The sequence below is a fragment of the Capnocytophaga sp. oral taxon 335 str. F0486 genome, from assembly GCF_000277665.1.
Lineage (GTDB): Bacteria > Bacteroidota > Bacteroidia > Flavobacteriales > Flavobacteriaceae > Capnocytophaga > Capnocytophaga ochracea.
The window spans coordinates 21,095-38,959 of record NZ_AKFR01000023.1; the positions used below are offsets into that span (position 1 = coordinate 21,095).

Consider the following 17,865-nt stretch of genomic DNA (forward strand, 5'->3'; position numbering starts at 1 on the left):
GAAAATGACTGAAACTCCAACAATCAAACGTCCCGTGCCCATAGACGAAGAAGTGTTGTGGGATAAAACCACTACCCTGATGAGTCGTACCAACAAGCACGGACATATAATGGAAACCAATAAGGCATTTCAGGAAGTATCAGGCTATACTGAGGCTGAGTTGTATGACCAGCCTCATAGCCTTATCCGCCACCCCGATATGCCCAAGGTAGTTTTCAAAATACTGTGGGAAAACCTCAAAGGGCATAATAATTTCCACGCTATCATCAAGAATCTCTCTAAAAGCGGGCGCTTTTACTGGGTGATTACTAATTTTGAAATAGTACGCAATGAGCAAGATGAGATTACTGCCTTTGTATCACACCGCAAAGCTTTGCCTAAAGCACTTATCAGCGAGCATATAGTCCCTTTGTACGAACGTCTTTTAAAGATAGAAAAAGCCAATGGTTTGGAAGTAAGTGAACGCTATTTCAACGGCTTTTTAGAAGACCGTAAAACTACCTACGATGCTTTCATTCGGCAATTGCTCAAAGAAAACGCCGAAGAAATCAAAGCCTTCTACAACAACGAAAACACCGATAGCTTTTTAACAGAACTCATTCGATGAAATACTTTTTACTATCCTTTCTCCTTTTCTCCCTATATCCTGTTACAGCACAGGAAAACGACTCTATTCCACAAACTACATTGGATAGCATTGCAAATGCTTTGCAAGGCTCACACCCATCTGAAGCAGATTTATCAGGCAAACAATATAAAATCAATGATAATCTAACCTATGTATACCAAAAACCGCGTTTTGTAGATATCTTCAACAAGATACCACGCAACATAGGTAAATCGGCGGTCGAGATGGTGTCTAAACCGAACTATCCTTACGGATTAGCAGCTATTGGTGCTACTGCGGCACTTATCCCTGCTGACCCTTGGCTCATTAGAGAGAGTAGAAATTTGGGAGAGAATTTAGGTCTAAATGAAGCACATACCTATAAGAAGTTAGGTTTTTTGAAGATTATTCCCGCCGATGTAAACTCAGCAATGTACTTTATTGGCAATGGTACGACTTTTATTATCATTAGTGGGGGAATGGCTACTTATGGTCTTATCACAGGTGATTATCGCGCCAAAAGTACTGCTATGCAGATATTAGAAAGCATTATCGTATCGGGGGCATTTGTACAACCTATCAAGCGACTCACAGGGCGCGAGAGTCCGTTTATAACGGCAGACGACGGGCGTTGGCACAGTCAGTGGACGTTTGCTCCCAGCTTTAAAGCTTACCAAGAGGATACCCCTATGTATGACGCTATGCCCTCTGGACACCTCACTACTGCAATGTCAGCACTCACAGTGATTGCCGAAAACTACCCCGACTACAAATGGATAAAGCCCGTAGGTTACACAGCTTTAGGTTTGATGTGCTACGAGATGATGCAAAGTAAAGTACACTGGGCTTCCGATTACCCTATTGCCCTATTTGTGGGCTATATCACCGGTAAAACGATTGCTAACAGACGCATCACCAAAATAAGAAAAGAAGAAACTTTTTTAGTTAATAAAGTAAAATATAGTTGGGAATTCTGTACCTCCAACACTTGGGAAGGATATCAGCTACTTGGAGTAAATATTAAATTTAAGTAAAGAAGATTATTGACTTACCTCTTCTAAATGGACGACTTCTACACCTGCTTTTTCGAGAAAAGCTAACCCTTCGTTGTCGCGATAGCCTTCCTTATACACCACCCGCTTAATCCCCGATTGGTAGATAAGCTTACTGCACTCTTTGCAAGGTGACATTGTGATATAGAGCGTCGCTCCTTCTGACGATTGAGTAGACGAAGCTACTTTCATTATCGCATTAGCTTCGGCGTGAAGTACATACCAATGGGTATTGCCTTCTTCATCTTCACAACAGTTATCAAAACCAGTAGGCGTACCATTATAACCGTCAGAAATAATCATACGGTCTTTTACTATTATAGCTCCTACTTGCTTGCGCTGTGAATAAGACAATTTTGCCCATTCCATCGCCATACGCATATAAGCTTTGTCATAACGCAATTGCTTTTCTCGCTGTTGTTTCGTCATCTCGTAATTGTTTTTTAAGAAGTGCTACCGAAGAAAACTTTCGTTCTTCACGTAGGTATTTTACAAAATATATTGTGAATTCACGGTCGTAAAGGTCGCCGTTGAAGTCAAAGAAATACACCTCGATAGAAGCCCCTTTGCCTTCGATAGTAGGGTTCTTGCCAATGCTCATCATTCCATATACTTTTCGTCCGCCAATGTAGCTATACACGGCATATACGCCATCTTTGGGAATGAGTTTGTAGTCCTCAGTTACTTGTATATTAGCCGTAGGGTAGCCTAAGGTACGCCCCAATTTGAGTCCGTGTACCACCGTGCCTGTAAGGCTGTAAGGAGTCCCGAGGTAATGCTCAGCAGTAGTCACGTCGCCTTTATTCAACGCTTCTCTGATTTTGGTGGAACTCACCGACACTTCATCTACTTCTTGCACCGATATTTCTTCTACAGCAAATCCATACTTTTCGCCAAATAAACGCATATCGTTTATATTTGCGGTACGATTGCGCCCAAAACGGTGGTCGTAACCAATAATCACCTTTTTTACATTGAGGTGCTGTACCAAAATAGTACTTACGAACTCCTCGGCAGTAAGTTGAGCAAAAGCCTCATTAAAAGGTTGCACCACGAGCAAATCGACGCCTAATTGCTGGAGCAGTTGCTTTTTCTCTTCCAAAGTGTGGATGAGTTTCAAACTTTTGTCGTGTTGCACTACCATTCGCGGATGCGGAAAGAAAGTGAATATTGTTGCTAAAAGTCCTTCTTGGCGAGCTGTTGTTACTACCCTTTCAATGATTTTCTGATGTCCCAAATGCACACCATCGAACGTGCCTATGGTGAGCACCGTAGGTTGGTGGGTAGAAAAAGTAGTAATATCGGTTATTTCTCTCACTTATTGTAGAACTTATTGTAAATATCTATATATTTTTCTTTGATAACGCGTCGTTTAAGTTTGAGGGTAGGGGTGAGATGACCGCCGTCTATCGTCCATTCATCGGGGGTGAAATCAAAAAGTTTTACTTGTTCCCACTTGCCTAAATGATTGTTTACCTTTTCTACCTCTTTCGCAATACGGTCGTGAACGGCTTGATTTTGTATAATCTCTTCGTTGGTCTTTCCTAATTTCACTTTATGACGGCGTGCCCATTCTTTTACAAACGGGAAATTAAGCTGAATAATAGCAGCTGGCATCTTTTCACCTTCGCCTACTACCATTACATTCTCGATGAAACGAGAGAGTTTCAATTGGTTTTCTATTAGCTGAGGCGATACGTATTTACCGCCTGAAGTTTTGAAGATTTCCTTCTTGCGGTCGGTGATTTTAAGGAAGCCATCAGCATCAAGCTCGCCTATATCGCCTGTGTGGAAGAAACCATCGGTGATGTTTTGATCTGTTTGCTCGGGGTCTTTATAGTAGCCTAACATTACGTTCTCGCCTTTCACGAGTATTTCACCGTCTTCGGCGATTTTTACATCTATATTCACAATAGGTTTTCCTACGGTACCTATTTTCCAATATCTACCCGATTCACGGTTTACTGCAATAACGGGAGCGGTTTCGGTAAGACCATAACCTTCCATTATTTTGAGTCCTGCGGCAGAAAACACTTTCGCCAAACGCGGTGAGAGGGCAGCACTACCTGAGACAATCATCTGTATGCGTCCGCCTAAGGCTTCACGCCATTTACTAAAAATGAGTTTGCGTGCTAATTTTAGCTTAAACTGATACCAAGCGCCATTAGCTCCATAAGGTTCGTACTTGAAGCCCAAATTGAGTGCCCAAAAGAAGAGTTTGCGTTTAATACCTTTGAGTTCAGTGCCTTTCGTAAAGATTTTGTCGTAAATCTTCTCTATGAGTCGGGGTACTACTGTAATGATATGCGGTTTTACCTCACGCAAGTTATCACTGATTTTATCGAGAGATTCGGCAAAATAAATGCTTAGACAATCGTACTGATACAAATAGGTGAGCATACGCTCAAACACGTGACACACAGGCAAAAAGCTGAGTGCTGTAGAGCCTTCGGTAATAGGCAAACGGTCTTGGCAGTTCAGTATGTTAGAGATGATATTCCAGTGAGAGAGCATTACCCCTTTTGGGCGGCTGGTAGTGCCCGAAGTGTAGATGATAGTAGCTAAATCGTCTTTTTGTATGCTATCTTTGCGTACCTCCACTTCAGCTTGATTGCTCTCATCGGCGCCTAAATCAAGAATTTCTTGCCAATGGTGGGCATAAGGTACATCGTTGAAGGTAAAAATAGTTTTTAGATGAGGCAATTTATCTTGGATAGAAGAGATTTTCTCCCATAGTTCTTTATCGGAAACGACACAGTATTTACATTCCGAATGGTTGAGAATATACTCGAAATCCTCTAAGTTGATAGTGGGATAGATAGGTACATTCTGTGCGCCTACTTGTAAAATCCCGATGTCGAGCACGTGCCATTCGGTGCGATTAGTACTTGAAATGACCGCTATTTTATCATTTTTTTCAATGCCTAAGCGCAATAAGCCTCGGCTTACGGTATTTACTTTTTGGATATATTCAGCGGTAGAGGTTTTTGCCCACTCACCGTTGTATTTGGTAGCAAAAGCGACCTCTAAAGGATGTTTAGATTGTTGATAATAAGGTATATCGAATAAACGATTTACGGTATTCATTGGTTTAAATTTTTGTTACAGAGGGCAAAAGTAATAAATAATTACGAAATACGAAATACGAATGACGAAAAAAGGGAAAAACTTTATTTTTCTGGAAAAAAATTGTCTTTTATCATTTGTAATTTACAATTAATTCATACTTTTGCACCAAATAAAAACAATTGAGATATAGAAGAATAGAAAAATACACATAAGATTTAAAGAGAAAGTTGTTAATATTCCTTTTAAAAAGAATCTGGTAAATTCAATAAAAAAGCAGAGGTGAATTAACAAATAGTTTCTCGCCCCACAAGGGCGTGAACTGTTTTTGTTACATACCTGTTTTTGGGCATACCAGAGCCTTTTTAAAGTGTGAACAAAACATTCACGCTTTTTTTATGCTCTAAAAGTTGCCCTTACTCATATCGTAACATTAAAATTAAATCAATAACAAATGAAAAAAATCGTTTTATTCAGTGCTTTGGCACTACTGTTAGCGAGTTGTGGAGGTACAAGAGAGTTATCACACAATGTAAACAACCATACTACTCAAGTGGTATTGGCTAAAAATAACTTTAAAGTAGTAGAACACGTGAAAGGAGAAGCTTCTAATCAATATTTTCTTATTGTAGGAGGTGGAAGACGTGGCTTGGTAGAAAAAGCAAGAGCTAAAATGCTTCAAAATGCCAATTTGGTAGGCTCTTCAAGAGCGGTTATCAATGAAACTGTAGAAATACATTCTTTCTTTTTCTGGTTTGGTATGCAATACACAGTAACTGTTTCAGCTGACGTAATCGAATTTACTGAATAGTAAAACACAAAAAAGAAGCTGTTCAAAAAGTTTTATTTTTATAGGGGCGTTTACAAGCGCCCCTATAAATGTAATGTCAATGAGATTGACTATCAATGATTTCAACTTTGAAAAAGTCATAGCAAGACAAGGTGCGAGCTACACGGGAGACGAAAACTTTGGCAAGGTATAACGGCAGTAAGATAAACGAAGAGTGGCTCTACAGTGGCTCTACAGTGGCTCTACAACGAACAAAAGACGAACCTAAATAGGAAGTAAGTTAAAGCTAAGATAAAACTAAAAAGAAGGTAGTTAAGGGATTTCTATTTTGGTAAGGGGCGTAGCGCGAAGAGCGGTTAGAAACTTTGGCAAGGTATATAGTACAAAAGCAAATAAAAAAGAGAATTTTGTTATATCGAGCTCACTTCAAACAAAAAAAGAGTCAATTTGTAAGTATACAAATTGACTCTTTTTTTAATTGAGAAATTAGGAAATTACCAAATTATTCTACGGTTACTGATTTGGCTAAATTACGAGGTTGATCGACATTGCAACCGCGCTTGATAGCGATATAATAGGACAGCAACTGCAAAGGTACTGAAGCTAAAATAGGGGTAAGCGCCTCACTGATTTCGGGTATTTCAATCACGTGGTTTGCTAAGCCCGCCATTTGGGTATCGCCTTCGGTTACTACGGCTATAATTTTACCTTTGCGCGCCTTTATCTCTTGTGCATTAGAAACTACCTTATCATAATGTCCTTTAGACGGTGCGATGAATATCACCGGCATATTCTCATCGATAAGGGCGATAGGTCCGTGTTTCATCTCAGCAGCTGGATAGCCTTCGGCGTGAATATAGGATATTTCTTTGAGTTTTAAAGCCCCTTCCAAAGCGGTAGGGAAGTTAAAACCACGACCTAAATACAAGCAATTGGTAGCTGTTTTATAGCTTTCGGCTATCTCGGCTATCTTGTGATCGACTGTTTTGATAGTGGTTTCGAGCAACTGAGGCACACGTTCTAATTCCTTGCAAAGACGGTGATAGGTTTCCGAACTGAGGGTACCCTTCTTATGTCCTAAATGCAAAGCGATAAGGGTAAGCACCGTGAGTTGGGTGGTAAAGGCTTTGGTAGAAGCTACCCCTATTTCAGGACCTGCGTGAGTGTAAGTGCCTGAATGGGTGATACGCGCAATTGATGAACCTACCACATTGCAAATACCGTAGATAAAAGCCCCTTTTTCTTTCGCTAATTTGAGGGCTGCTAAGGTATCGGCGGTCTCGCCTGATTGTGAAATAGCAATGACGATATCCCCCTTATTGATAATCGGATTGCGATAACGGAACTCTGAGGCGTACTCTACTTCTACAGGAATGCGCGCGTATTCTTCTAACAGATATTCACCTACCAAGCCTGCGTGCCACGAAGTCCCACACGCTACAATAACGATGCGTTTGGCATTGAGGAAGGTCTCTAAATGATTATCTATTCCTGATAGTTTGGTAGAGTGGTTGGGCAAGAGGCGACCGCGCATCGTGTCTTGGATAGACTTAGGCTGCTCGTAGATTTCTTTGAGCATAAAATGGTCGTATCCGCCTTTTTCAATGGCTTCGAGGTTGAGTTTGAGTTGTTGTACAAACGGACTCACCTGCTCGTTACTGTCTATTTTAATCACTTTCAACGGTTTGTTGAGGTGAATGGTAGCCATTTCGCCATCTTCTAAATACACAGCATTTTGGGTATACTCTATAAAAGGAGAGGCATCGGAAGCGATGAAGAACTCTCCATCACCTACCCCTATTACCAACGGACTACCCAAGCGAGCTACTACTATTTCCTCAGGTTTACTTTCCTCCATTACAGCAATGGCAAAAGCACCCACCACCTCGTTGAGTGCATAGCGCACGGCAGTCTCTAAATTGACGTTTTCTTTTTCTTTGAAGTATTCGATGAAGTTTACTAATACCTCGGTATCAGTATCAGAATGAAATACAAACCCCTCTTTGATAAGGTTTTGCTTGATACTTTCATAATTCTCAATAATACCGTTGTGTACAATGGCTATTTTGCCAGAATTAGAGCGGTGAGGATGCGAATTAATATCGTTAGGCACTCCGTGAGTAGCCCAACGGGTATGCCCCATACCGCAACCATAAGTAGGAACATTTTCCCCTGCTTTGGCTACCAAATCGGATACTTTGCCCTTGGTTTTTTCTCCGTAAAACTGGTCAGCGTTTAAGATAAAACCTGCGCTGTCATATCCGCGATACTCTAAGCGTTTTAACCCATCAATCACGATGGGAAAGGCGGCGCGTTTGCCTAAATAACCTACAATTCCACACATATTTTTAAGTTCTTTTATTATTTATTAATTTATACTCTTACACTTTCGGGCACTAATACGGTATAATCACCGTGATTGCGAATGACATCGCGCACAATAGACGATGATATAAACGAAGTTCGCGCTGCCGTAAGTAAAAAGACAGTTTCTATTTGAGATAATTTGCGGTTAGTGTGTGCAATAGCTTTCTCAAACTCAAAGTCGGCTGGGTTGCGCAAACCTCTGAGGATGAACTGAGCATCGATTTCTTTGCAGAAGTCTACCGTAAGTCCTTGGTAAGTAGTAACTTTTACTTTGGGTTCATCGGCAAAGGCTTTTTCGATAAACTCTTTGCGTTGTTCTACCGTAAACATATAATTTTTGTCGCTATTGATACCTATGGCAACCACAATTTCATCGAATAGGTCTAAAGCACGTTTGATAATATCGTAATGACCTAAGGTAATGGGGTCAAACGACCCTGGAAATAAAGCTCTTTTCAATGATTAACGATTAATGGTTAGTGATTCAATACTCGTTCTATTTCGCTTTCGAATAGTTCTTCAAGGCTAATACCTGCTACTTTAGCTTGTTGAGGCAATAAACTAGCTTCTGAAAGCCCTGGTGTAGTATTCATTTCAAGTAAATAAGGTGTGTCGTCTACGATGATGAACTCACTTCGGCTGAAGCCTTCCATTTTCAACAATCGGTATACACGTTCAGCCAAGGCGTTAATTTTAGCAGTCATTTCGGCAGAAAGACGCGCAGGAGTAATTTCTTGCGACTTGCCGTTATACTTAGCATCATAATCGAAGAAATCATTCTCGGATACAATCTCAGTCATTGGAAGAACTTTTATTTTCCCGCCATAGTTGATTACCCCGATAGAGATTTCAGTACCTTTCAAGAAACTTTCGATGAGGATTTCGTCGTCTACTTCAAATGCTTTGTCTATATACATAGGCAGTTGAGCCTCTTCATATACTTTATACACTCCAAAACTACTCCCTGATTTATTAGCCTTCACAAAGCAAGGTAAGCCTACTTTGGCTACAATATCAGCAGTGTTGTAGTCTTCACCTTTGTTGAGATAGTAAGAAGGGGCTGAAAGAATGCCAAAAGGTTTGAGTACTGATAGCATATCGCGTTTGTTGAACGTAAGAGCCGAAGCATACATACTGCATCCTGTGAGCGGTAAGCCAATCAAATTGAAATAGGCTTGCAAATAACCGTCTTCACCTGGGGTGCCGTGAATGGCATTGAAAACAGCATCAAAAGTAATTTTACGCCCGTTTACTGTTACCGAGAAGTCGTTTTTATCAATAAGGTGTTCGTTGTTTTGAGCATCTACATACACCCATTTATCGCGGTCGATACGCACGGGGTAAGGTACATATTTATCTTGGTTGAGATGTTTGGCTACTACTGCAGCACTCTTTAAAGAAACGGGAGCTTCATTAGAGTAACCTCCCATTATGATTGCTATATTCTTTTTCATTTTTTTCAATAGTATTACTTCTGACGGAAATACACATCAATAGGTACCCCGTTAAAATCAAAGTTCTCACGGAGTTTGTTTTCTATAAAACGTCGGTAAGGGTCTCTTACATACTGTGGCAAATTAGCAAAGAAAGCAAACTGTGGCATAGGTGTAGGCAACTGGGTACAGAATTTTATCTTGATGTATTTTCCTTTGATTGCAGGTGGTGGGTAGTTCTCAATAATAGGCAACATCACCTCATTGAGTTTGCGAGTAGGGATACGCTTGGTGCGATTGTTGTAGACTGCTACCGCAGTTTCTATGGCTTTGTAGATACGTTGCTTATTCAATGCCGATACAAACAAGATAGGCACATCGGTGAAAGGTTCTATTTCTTTGCGGATAGAAGCTTCGTACTGTTTAGCCGTGTTGTTTTCCTTCTCTACCAAATCCCATTTGTTTACCAATATCACTATGCCTTTGCGATTGCGTTGTGCGAGCCAGAAAATATTGGCATCTTGGCTTTCAAAACCACGTGTAGCATCAATCATCAAAATGCACACATCGGAGTGTTCAATAGCGCGAATAGAACGCATTACTGAGTAGAACTCTAAGTCCTCTTTCACTTTGGCTTTACGACGGATACCTGCAGTATCAACTAAGTTAAACTCAAATCCAAAGCGGTTATATTTAGTGTCAATCGCATCGCGTGTAGTGCCTGCAATATCAGTAACAATATAGCGGTCTTCGCCTATAAGAGCATTGATAAAAGATGATTTACCCGCATTAGGTCTCCCTACTACGGCAAAACGCGGTAAGGTATTTTCTTCTTGTTGTTCTTTTACTGGTAAGAGCGCTACCAAGTCGTCTAACAATTCACCCGTACCGCTACCATTTACACTTGATAGGGCGTAGAGATGTTCAAAACCTAAGGCATAAAACTCGTGCATATCGTTGCGACGGTTGTTGCTATCTACTTTGTTTACCGCTACTAATATCGGTTTACGGCATTTGCGCAACAACTCAGCCACCGATTCGTCCATACCGGTAAGTCCTTCTTCTACGTTTACCATAAAGATAATCGCATCGGCTTCGTCTATGGCTAAGGCAACTTGTTTGTTGATTTCTTTCTCGAAAGAATCGTCACCTCCCGCTAAGTAACCACCTGTATCAATAACTGAAAAAGAGACCCCGTTCCAGTCGGTTTTACCATAATGGCGATCACGTGTTACGCCACTTACAGCGTCCACTATAGCCTCACGGCGTTTTATCAAACGGTTAAAAAAAGTGGATTTACCTACATTCGGTCGTCCCACAATGGCTACTATAGCACTCATAATACACCTACTTATTTTTTGCAAAGATAGAAATTAATTGACAAATGACAATTATCTTCTTACAATCGCTGTTCTTTTTTATATGGATTGGGGCGATATCCGTCCATTAAAGCATCGTTTTCCATTATAAACGGAATGGCATTGGGTTGCTCCCATTCTACATCATATCGGTTCATTAAGTAATCACTGAGCTGGGTGCGATTCTCTAGTTTTATTACCTGATAGGGTTCTTGAAAAGCGAGTTTTTCGATAAAGAGCAGCTTGCCGTCAAAAGGTACTAGTACCCCTACGTGTCCTACAAAAAGAGTGTTCTCCTCTGGGGTGATTTGGGAATGGAAGACTGCCGAAATAAGCGATGCCTTAGTAGGGTCGTTTTTATAACGGAAATTGATACCGCGTTCTTTCCACGCTTGTTGCATCGCCTGCAAATGAATGTTTACATCTTTGGTATTAGTAGTGGGCACCTCAGTAAAGAGGGTAAAAAAGTTATTTTCTTCCTCAGGGGTAAAGAACTTCTTAGGGGTATTATGCAAGGACTCACGGTCTATAAAAAGCACCTCATCTTCCTCTTTGCTAGCAAACTTTTTATTTGTGGGGAAAGCAATTAAATCACGCAAGAGGGTGAAAGAGGTAAGACGACAGTTATAACCTTGAAACATAGGGTATTTAGCCGTCCAAATGCTTTGTATAGCAACCTCATCATACTTAGGTAGCAAGCTGTCAATAGTAACAAATCCTTTGGGTACTAAGCCTGCTTTATCGCCTACTGTTTGGTTGAAAAGGGCTACACTCTCCAAAAAAGAGGCTACATTTTGCTCAGCTATTCCCGCTGCTGTAAGGGCTTTTTGCACTTCATCTTGGGTAGCGGTATCTACTAAATTAGAATAAGTGAGAGTAACTGCTGTATTTTCAGTTGTTGCTTTCTTCTGCTGGCAAGAAATTGCTACCAAAGAAAGAATAGTTATCAATAGAAGTCTTTTCATTGTTTTAGTCATTACTTTCATAATAATAAGATTGTTCTATACCTTTAAAAATTACTTCACGGTCGTTTACTTTATCAGTAAGGGCAGGTTGCAACAAAAAGCGCAATTCCAAATCGTTGATAGGGCTACGCTCCATTGCTTGGAGATAAGGAGCTTTATCTATCAGTTGCCAATTCACTACTTTGCTTAAGCGTTTTTTGAGTATCAAGTCGAGCCATATACGAATAGCACGTCCATTGCCTTCCATAAAAGGGTGGGCAATATTCATCTCTACGTATTTGGCTACAATTTCTTCAAAAGTATTTTCAGGCATTTGGTCTATTACGGGTAGGATAGCGTGCAAAAACATCGCATTAGCAAACTTAAAACCGCCCTTGCTGATGTTTAGCCGACGTATCTCACCTGCAAAATCGTAAAGCCCCTCAAAAAGATAGCAATGTATCTCGCATAATCCTTTAGTGGTACCTACTTCTATTTGCTCTATAGTCCCACTCTCAAAAAGACGATAGGCATTTTGTAAACTTTGCGCGTCGATTTCTTGAGTATTCATCTTCAATTTTCTCTGTTTAATGTATATATCAAACTTGTATGTCTCTCCCCTGTGAGTGGAAACAAGAAATCTTCAATGGTATGATGGTAACGGAAGCCACATTTTTCAAGTACTCGCTGTGAGGCAATATTTTCCTCGTATGCGCCTGCCCATAGCTGGGTAAGGTTCACCTGTTCAAAAGCATATTGCAGTACCCTTAGGGTAGCTTCAGTAACATAGCCCTTACCCCAAAAGTCTTCTCCAAGCCAGTAGCCTATTTCAGCTTCATTTTCGCTTACAGGAAGATTGCTCTCTCCTTGTAAAAGCAAGCCTATACTTCCTATGGGAATGTTGTTTGCTAAACAAATAGCAAAACTATGAGACTTGCTAAGGACAACCTCAATAATCTTTTGGCTCTCTTCTACACTTTTGTGAGGGTTCCAACCGCACCGCTTGCCTATAATAGGATTGTGCGCTTGTGCGTATAAGGCTTCGGCATCTGTTGTTTTCCAGGGACGAAGCAAAAGACGCATTGTGTGAAGTGCTTCCATAAACTTAAATATTTTATAAATAGACTTTGCCAAAGGTGCGAGCCGCACGGGCAAATAACTTGGCAAAGTTTATCATTAACCATTAACCACTAATCATTAACCACTAACCACTACTTAAACATTTCTTTAATCTCTTCCAACATCTTAATCTGTTTTTTTACCGATTCAGTTTGGTTTAAGCCGCGTTTGATAGTGATTCCCTCGTCCAATACGTTTTTGAGCATCTCTTTAGCAGCAGGGTTCTCCATATCTTTAGCGATTTCTTTGAGTGATTCAGCCAATAGCTCCACGTGTGAAGTATTGTCTAAGTGCATTGCCCACTCATAGCCTTTTTTGAAGTTGACAGCTGTTTCAGGATTGTCCTTTTCAAAGAAAGGATAATATATAAAATAAGGAAGTATCGCAGGGAGATACTGCTCCATTTGGTTGTCTACAATTACTCCTGATAATCCCGCTAATTGGTCGGTATCAAAGTCTTTAACACTTCCTTTTTCAAGTATACTCTTAGCGCGGGCGGGCTCAGTACGAGCTATCCCGTTAATAGCAGCATTCTTAATAGCCCCCGAAGGAGTTTCAAGGTATTTTTCAAATAAAGAAACGTATTTGTTTTTGTCTTTTGAGGTAGCTAATACCCATATCGCTGCCGATTTAGCTAAGTTCTTAGGGTCAGAAGACGCAATCTTTTCTACCATTGCTATTTCTTTGGCATTGAGTTCATAATTAGCGAGTTTTTGTAATGCTTGTATACGCACTTGGAAAAAGGGGTCTTTAAGAGCAGCGAGCAAAATATCTTTGCCGTCAGGAGCCATTGGGGCACTTACCGCTTGCATTCTGCTCTTGAGCGATTTAGCGCGTTGCATTTGGTACAAATACTCTGCCCACGTTTTTTGGTATTGCTCATCTATCAGCACCACACCTTCGGGGTTGATATCTATCAACTCTGGGGCTTTCTTCATTGCGAAAGTAAAAGTATTTTCTTTACGAGCATCTACCCAAACACTATAACGCTCTGCCTTGCCATTTCTGTAAATATCTATATCCAACGGAAACTGAAACAAGAGGTCTTCGCTTTGTGTTTGAATGATTTTTAAGGTCAATTTACCATTACTAAACGTCTTTTCTACATTCACAGTAGGGTTACCATTGCCAAAGTACCATTGGTTGAAGAACCAGTTCAAGTCTTTACCGCTCACTTTTTCTAACGAAAGACGTAATTGGTGAGCTTCCCCCGTGCCGTATTCATTTGTTTTGAGGTAATCGGTAAGCCCTGCAAAGAAAGCCTCATCACCAAGATAATTGCGCAACATATGCAGGATAGCCCCGCCTTTGTTGTAAGATACCAAATCGAACATATCCTCACGTGAATCATAGCCAAAGCGCACCAAATCTTTTGCAAAATCATTGACGCGGTGTTGATATTGAAGGGTGTTATTGCTAAGGTGGTATTCTGCGGCATCTTTGCCGTATTTGTGTAACAACCACAAGTATTCGCTATAGTTGGCAAACGACTCGTTTACGGTGAGATTCGACCAGCTTTCGGTAGTTACCAAATCGCCAAACCAGTGGTGTGCCAATTCGTGTGCGATAATAGGCTCCCAATAGTTTTGGTCAGCCAAAGCTTCTGCGCTCTGATAAGCACTCTCGGCGTGGCTTACAGCCGTAGTGTTTTCCATTGCTCCACTCACAAAGTCGCGCACTACCATTTGGGCGTATTTAGCCCACGGATAATCATAGCCAAAACGCTCAGAGAAGAACGTAATCATCTCGGAAGTATTTCCAAATATCTGTTTTGCAACAGGCTCGTATTCCTTTTCTACATAGTATTCAATAGGCACCTTACTGCGCCAAGGTGTATCTTTTACTACGGCAAACTCTCCTGCCCCCATAAAGAAAAGATAAGGTGCGTGAGGCTTGTCCATCACCCAATAGTCGGTGCGCATATTGCCTTTCTTATCACTGCTTTTTAGCACCCCGTTAGAGAGGGTAACAAAGCTATCGGGCACTGTCATTTCTATTTCTTGAGTAGTCTTTTGGTTGGGCTTGTCGATGGTAGGAAACCAGCACGAAGAGCCTTCCGTTTCACCCTGCGTCCATACTTGGCGCATAGGCTTGTCGGCTTCTCCGTTAGGGTTGATAAAGTAAAGCCCTTTGGCATCGGTAATCGCACGACTGCCCTTATCGGTTACCTTTTCAGGCTGTGCCGTATAGCGAATGTACACGGTATAGGTCTCCCCTTTTTGGTAAGTTTTGTTGAGTTTTATTCTCAACATATCATTCTTATAGCTATAAGAAAGAGGCTGTTGCTTGCCGTTCTGCTCCAAAGCCACCTTGTGGATAAGCATAGCCTTTGCATCGAGGATAAGGCTATCGGTAGCATAAAAATAAGGAGAAGCAGTAAGCCATTCTTCGCCGTTGAGTGTTTGGTTAGTGAAGTTAAAATCTACCTTCAATTTCGTGTGCTTTAAGGCAGTTTTCTTCTCAGGAGTAGCACGATAGAGGCTTCGCCCCGAAGTATCCGTCTGTGCAAAAGTGTAGCCCGAAAGTAATAGGGCAATAATAGTAAAAAGTGTTTTTTTCATTAGCTTATTTTATTGCCTTGAAAAATATATTTCCAAGGGATAATTTCAAATGCAAAGATATAGCTTTTTGCCATTATAGCGAAATAAAACACCAAAAAATCACAAACGTTGTACTTCTTCCAGTTCATTTACGTGTGCCTCTTTAGCTTTTCCAAATTGGTAAGTGAGGTTCAGTCTAAGCTGTCGGCTTTCGCTATTGCCGTAAGCATAAAGGTCTAAGTTAGGCAAATGGCTCTCGCTGTCCCAACGTTGGGTGTGGAAAATATCGGTAAAACTAAAGGTAGCCGTAAGACGATTATTTAAGAAAAGGCGTTGCAAACCGAGGTCTATACCTCCTGACGATTTAGCTATCTCGTTGATGCCTGCTAATCTGCGCGAATTGTAAACTGCCGTGAGTTCACCTTTCAGTTGCCAAGGCAAGCGAAAGTAATTTTGCATCGTTAGGCTATACTGCCAACGATTGAGGTGTAACTCAGTGCCTTCTAACACAGTGCCTTTGTTCTCTATATAACTGAGGTTAGGGGTAATAGTCGTCTGACAGCCTTTGCCCCAGTTGAGTTCTTGATAAAGCGAAAAAAGTAAATGGTGCTGGCTACCTATGTTCTGAGGGATAGAAATAATCTTATTTTGCTGAAAAGGTTCACTAATACTGCTAAAAAAATCAGTAGAATAGCTGTAAGCCATTGTAAAAGATGTCTTTTTATACGAAGCCGAAAAAGTGAGTTTTTGTATCTTCTCAGGGGCTAAAAACGGATTCCCTTTCCAATACGATAATTCGTCTAAGAGGTATTCAAACGGATTGAGATTCTGGTATTCAGGTCGGTTGATACGCGTGCTATAACCTGCAAATAGTTGTAGGTCATCATTGCATTGGTATTGCAAACTCAGGGTAGGAAAGAAATTGGTATAGTGCTTTTTGTGTTCTTGTTGGCTATTTGCACTGCCCGCAACGGGCAATAGCAGTCCCTTAGAAAAAGTGGTCTCGTTGCGCACACCCACCTCAGCATTCAAGCGTTCGGTAATAGGGTAGTGATACTGGGCATATACGGCAAAAATACGTTCTTTGAAATCGAAAGCATTGGAGCGGTTTACATCTATGATATTGTGGGTAGGCAAGTGCTTGAAGAAATGAAAACTATTATCCGAAAATACTTGTGAATATTTAGCACCTGCTGTAAGACTTCCTCCCCATAACGGTAGCTCCGAACGAAAAGAAGTAGCAAAGATATGTATCTTACGGTCGTTTTCGGAGAGGTACATCTCGTGAGAAAGTATAGTACCCTCAGGCGAACGGTAAGTGTTGGGTTGCCAATTGCCCGAGCCCCCATCAAAGAAAGCGTAATCTATGTCCAACTGATAGCGTTCGTTATCCGAAGGAGTAAACGTGTAGTAAACATTGGCACTGTATCGATTGGCTTTTTGCATAAAGTAATCGTTATAGCCCGATAGCGTCTTTTCCAATACATTAGCAGCATTGAAAAAGCGGGTAGTCGTACTGGTAGTTCCTTTGCCAAATAACGTGTTGGCAGAGAGTTGCACCCCTAAGGTATGTTGTTCATCGGGCAAATAATCATAGCCAATATGCCCTGCAATCGTTTTGCGCTTTTCGGTATCATCGGTAGGACTTTCGTAGCGCAAGCCATTTTGTAGGCGCTCACTGCCGTAATCCATTGCGTAATGCCCCAACTGATGATTGTAACCCAAACGCAAGATACCCTTCTTCACGCTGTGTTGCAATTGGAGTTCTGTATTCTGTCGCAGATTCCACCAATACGACACCCCGTTATTTAAAGAGAAGAACGTGCCTTCCACCGTCTTTTTGTCTAATACTATATTCACCGCTCCTGCTCCTCCCTGTGCCTCATATTCGGCTGGCGGATTAAGTAATAATTCCGTTTTCTTGATTTGCGCCATTGGAATAGATTTCAGGTAGTTCGCCAAATCGTCGGGCTGCATATAAGTAGGCTTCCCATTGATGAGCACCAACACATTGCTTTTTCCGCCAATGCTCAGGTGATTTTGGTTGTCTACCACCACATTGGGCGTACTTCTCAGTGCATCAAGTGCCGTACCCGAAGAGTGTGTTAGGCTGTTTTTAGGTGAAAACACTATCTTGCCTTGCTCCATATACACAGCAGCTTTCTTCTGAGTAGCTGTAAGTACTACTTCTTCCAAATCTACCGCAGTGCTAAGTGCAATAGCAAGCATATCAATATTCTTGTCTAACAGAAAAGGCTCTCCCGTATACGACAAATAATCACCCGTACTTTCAATATAAATGCGCAACTTACGAGGAGGAGAAGTAAAGCTAAAGAGTCCGTTAGCTCCCGTAAGAGGTTCGCTTACAATAAGGTTCGTATCAGCATCTAATACTTTAATAGCTACTTTGGGAATTCCCTCAAGCGAAGCGTTATGGACGAAGCCTTTTACAGTGTATTGTGCTTGAGCAGAAAGGGTAAGCTCACAAAAAAGAGCAAGAAAGAAAATAAAACTTTTCATTAAAATATTGTATATGGCGAATAATGGTGCAAATGTAAAATAAAAAACACACTCCATAAAAAGAATTAA

The 17,865-nt window shown here is 41.0% G+C and carries 15 protein-coding genes; 3 read left to right on the forward strand and 12 right to left on the reverse strand.

Annotation, left to right across the window (positions count from 1 at the left end):
- The first annotated feature begins 4 nt into the window (after positions 1 to 4).
- Together HMPREF1320_RS04695 and HMPREF1320_RS04700 are read left to right on the forward strand one after the other, a co-directional pair.
- Complete coding sequence (locus tag HMPREF1320_RS04695; protein ID WP_009417684.1) at positions 5 to 607, forward strand: PAS domain-containing protein; 603 nt, start codon at positions 5 to 7, stop codon at positions 605 to 607.
- Entirely contained in the window at positions 604 to 1,641 is a 1,038-nt protein-coding gene (locus HMPREF1320_RS04700) for a phosphatase PAP2 family protein (RefSeq protein WP_009417677.1), read from the forward strand. Before HMPREF1320_RS04695 ends, HMPREF1320_RS04700 begins: the two co-directional genes overlap by 4 nt.
- A gap of 6 nt (positions 1,642 to 1,647) precedes the next feature.
- Here the strand turns inward: HMPREF1320_RS04700 and HMPREF1320_RS04705 are convergent, their stop codons facing one another.
- Genes HMPREF1320_RS04705 through HMPREF1320_RS04715 form a run of 3 tightly spaced genes read right to left on the reverse strand, consistent with a single transcriptional unit; the run spans position 1,648 to position 4,746 of the window.
- Entirely contained in the window at positions 1,648 to 2,088 is a 441-nt protein-coding gene (locus HMPREF1320_RS04705) for a deoxycytidylate deaminase (RefSeq protein ID WP_009417611.1), read from the reverse strand.
- Positions 2,051 to 2,977, reverse strand: a complete 927-nt coding sequence (locus HMPREF1320_RS04710) for a bifunctional riboflavin kinase/FAD synthetase (protein WP_009417594.1) — start codon at positions 2,975 to 2,977, stop codon at positions 2,051 to 2,053. The genes HMPREF1320_RS04705 and HMPREF1320_RS04710 overlap by 38 nt, the downstream gene beginning before the upstream one ends.
- The gene (locus HMPREF1320_RS04715) at positions 2,974 to 4,746 is read right to left on the reverse strand and encodes an AMP-dependent synthetase/ligase (RefSeq protein ID WP_009417714.1); all 1,773 of its coding nucleotides are present in this window, start codon (positions 4,744 to 4,746) and stop codon (positions 2,974 to 2,976) included. The genes HMPREF1320_RS04710 and HMPREF1320_RS04715 overlap by 4 nt, the downstream gene beginning before the upstream one ends.
- Positions 4,747 to 5,179: 433 nt before the next feature.
- Between HMPREF1320_RS04715 and HMPREF1320_RS04720 the strand changes: the two genes are divergently transcribed.
- Entirely contained in the window at positions 5,180 to 5,536 is a 357-nt protein-coding gene (locus tag HMPREF1320_RS04720) for a DUF6567 family protein (protein WP_002675412.1), read from the forward strand.
- Positions 5,537 to 6,017: 481 nt separating this feature from the next.
- On the opposite strand, the gene glmS is transcribed toward HMPREF1320_RS04720, so the two are convergent.
- The 9 genes from glmS to HMPREF1320_RS04765 form a co-directional block, all read right to left on the reverse strand.
- Positions 6,018 to 7,859 carry a glutamine--fructose-6-phosphate transaminase (isomerizing) gene (glmS, locus tag HMPREF1320_RS04725; RefSeq protein ID WP_009417592.1) on the reverse strand — a complete coding sequence of 614 codons (1,842 nt, stop codon included), beginning with the start codon at positions 7,857 to 7,859 and terminating at the stop codon, positions 6,018 to 6,020.
- Positions 7,860 to 7,888: 29 nt separating this feature from the next.
- On the reverse strand, positions 7,889 to 8,341 hold the full coding sequence (gene coaD / locus HMPREF1320_RS04730) for a pantetheine-phosphate adenylyltransferase (protein ID WP_002675408.1): 453 nt from the start codon (positions 8,339 to 8,341) through the stop codon (positions 7,889 to 7,891).
- Positions 8,342 to 8,358: 17 nt separating this feature from the next.
- Positions 8,359 to 9,336, reverse strand: a complete 978-nt coding sequence (locus tag HMPREF1320_RS04735) for a D-alanine--D-alanine ligase (RefSeq protein WP_009417707.1) — start codon at positions 9,334 to 9,336, stop codon at positions 8,359 to 8,361.
- Positions 9,337 to 9,350: 14 nt separating this feature from the next.
- Positions 9,351 to 10,655 (reverse strand): ribosome biogenesis GTPase Der, encoded by a 1,305-nt coding sequence (gene der, locus HMPREF1320_RS04740; protein WP_009417649.1) that lies wholly within the window; start codon positions 10,653 to 10,655, stop codon positions 9,351 to 9,353.
- 59 nt (positions 10,656 to 10,714) lie between these two features.
- Positions 10,715 to 11,638: a DUF4300 family protein gene (locus HMPREF1320_RS04745; protein WP_034554187.1), complete on the reverse strand. Its 924-nt coding sequence runs from the start codon at positions 11,636 to 11,638 to the stop codon at positions 10,715 to 10,717.
- Between the two features lie 4 nt (positions 11,639 to 11,642).
- Positions 11,643 to 12,188, reverse strand: a complete 546-nt coding sequence (gene fic, locus HMPREF1320_RS04750; RefSeq protein WP_009417697.1) for a protein adenylyltransferase Fic — start codon at positions 12,186 to 12,188, stop codon at positions 11,643 to 11,645.
- A gap of 2 nt (positions 12,189 to 12,190) precedes the next feature.
- Positions 12,191 to 12,718, reverse strand: a complete 528-nt coding sequence (locus HMPREF1320_RS04755) for a GNAT family N-acetyltransferase (protein ID WP_034554160.1) — start codon at positions 12,716 to 12,718, stop codon at positions 12,191 to 12,193.
- 110 nt (positions 12,719 to 12,828) lie between these two features.
- Positions 12,829 to 15,297: a M1 family aminopeptidase gene (locus tag HMPREF1320_RS04760; protein ID WP_009417620.1), complete on the reverse strand. Its 2,469-nt coding sequence runs from the start codon at positions 15,295 to 15,297 to the stop codon at positions 12,829 to 12,831.
- 99 nt (positions 15,298 to 15,396) lie between these two features.
- Complete coding sequence (locus HMPREF1320_RS04765) at positions 15,397 to 17,796, reverse strand: TonB-dependent receptor (protein ID WP_009417617.1); 2,400 nt, start codon at positions 17,794 to 17,796, stop codon at positions 15,397 to 15,399.
- Between the last annotated feature and the right edge of the window lie 69 nt (positions 17,797 to 17,865).

Excerpts from the sequence above, each read along its gene's own strand:
- HMPREF1320_RS04760 (WP_009417620.1), bottom strand. The coding sequence starts at position 15,297 with ATGAAAAAAACACTTTTTACTATTATTGCCCTATTACTTTCGGGCTAC.
- HMPREF1320_RS04700 (WP_009417677.1), top strand. The coding sequence starts at position 604 with ATGAAATACTTTTTACTATCCTTTCTCCTTTTCTCCCTATATCCTGTT.
- HMPREF1320_RS04695 (WP_009417684.1), top strand. The coding sequence starts at position 5 with ATGACTGAAACTCCAACAATCAAACGTCCCGTGCCCATAGACGAAGAA.
- HMPREF1320_RS04720 (WP_002675412.1), top strand. The coding sequence starts at position 5,180 with ATGAAAAAAATCGTTTTATTCAGTGCTTTGGCACTACTGTTAGCGAGT.
- fic (WP_009417697.1), bottom strand. The coding sequence starts at position 12,188 with ATGAATACTCAAGAAATCGACGCGCAAAGTTTACAAAATGCCTATCGT.
- HMPREF1320_RS04735 (WP_009417707.1), bottom strand. The coding sequence starts at position 9,336 with ATGAAAAAGAATATAGCAATCATAATGGGAGGTTACTCTAATGAAGCT.
- HMPREF1320_RS04765 (WP_009417617.1), bottom strand. The coding sequence starts at position 17,796 with ATGAAAAGTTTTATTTTCTTTCTTGCTCTTTTTTGTGAGCTTACCCTT.
- HMPREF1320_RS04745 (WP_034554187.1), bottom strand. The coding sequence starts at position 11,638 with ATGAAAAGACTTCTATTGATAACTATTCTTTCTTTGGTAGCAATTTCT.
- HMPREF1320_RS04705 (WP_009417611.1), bottom strand. The coding sequence starts at position 2,088 with ATGACGAAACAACAGCGAGAAAAGCAATTGCGTTATGACAAAGCTTAT.
- HMPREF1320_RS04715 (WP_009417714.1), bottom strand. The coding sequence starts at position 4,746 with ATGAATACCGTAAATCGTTTATTCGATATACCTTATTATCAACAATCT.
- HMPREF1320_RS04755 (WP_034554160.1), bottom strand. The coding sequence starts at position 12,718 with ATGGAAGCACTTCACACAATGCGTCTTTTGCTTCGTCCCTGGAAAACA.
- glmS (WP_009417592.1), bottom strand. The coding sequence starts at position 7,859 with ATGTGTGGAATTGTAGGTTATTTAGGCAAACGCGCCGCCTTTCCCATC.
- der (WP_009417649.1), bottom strand. The coding sequence starts at position 10,655 with ATGAGTGCTATAGTAGCCATTGTGGGACGACCGAATGTAGGTAAATCC.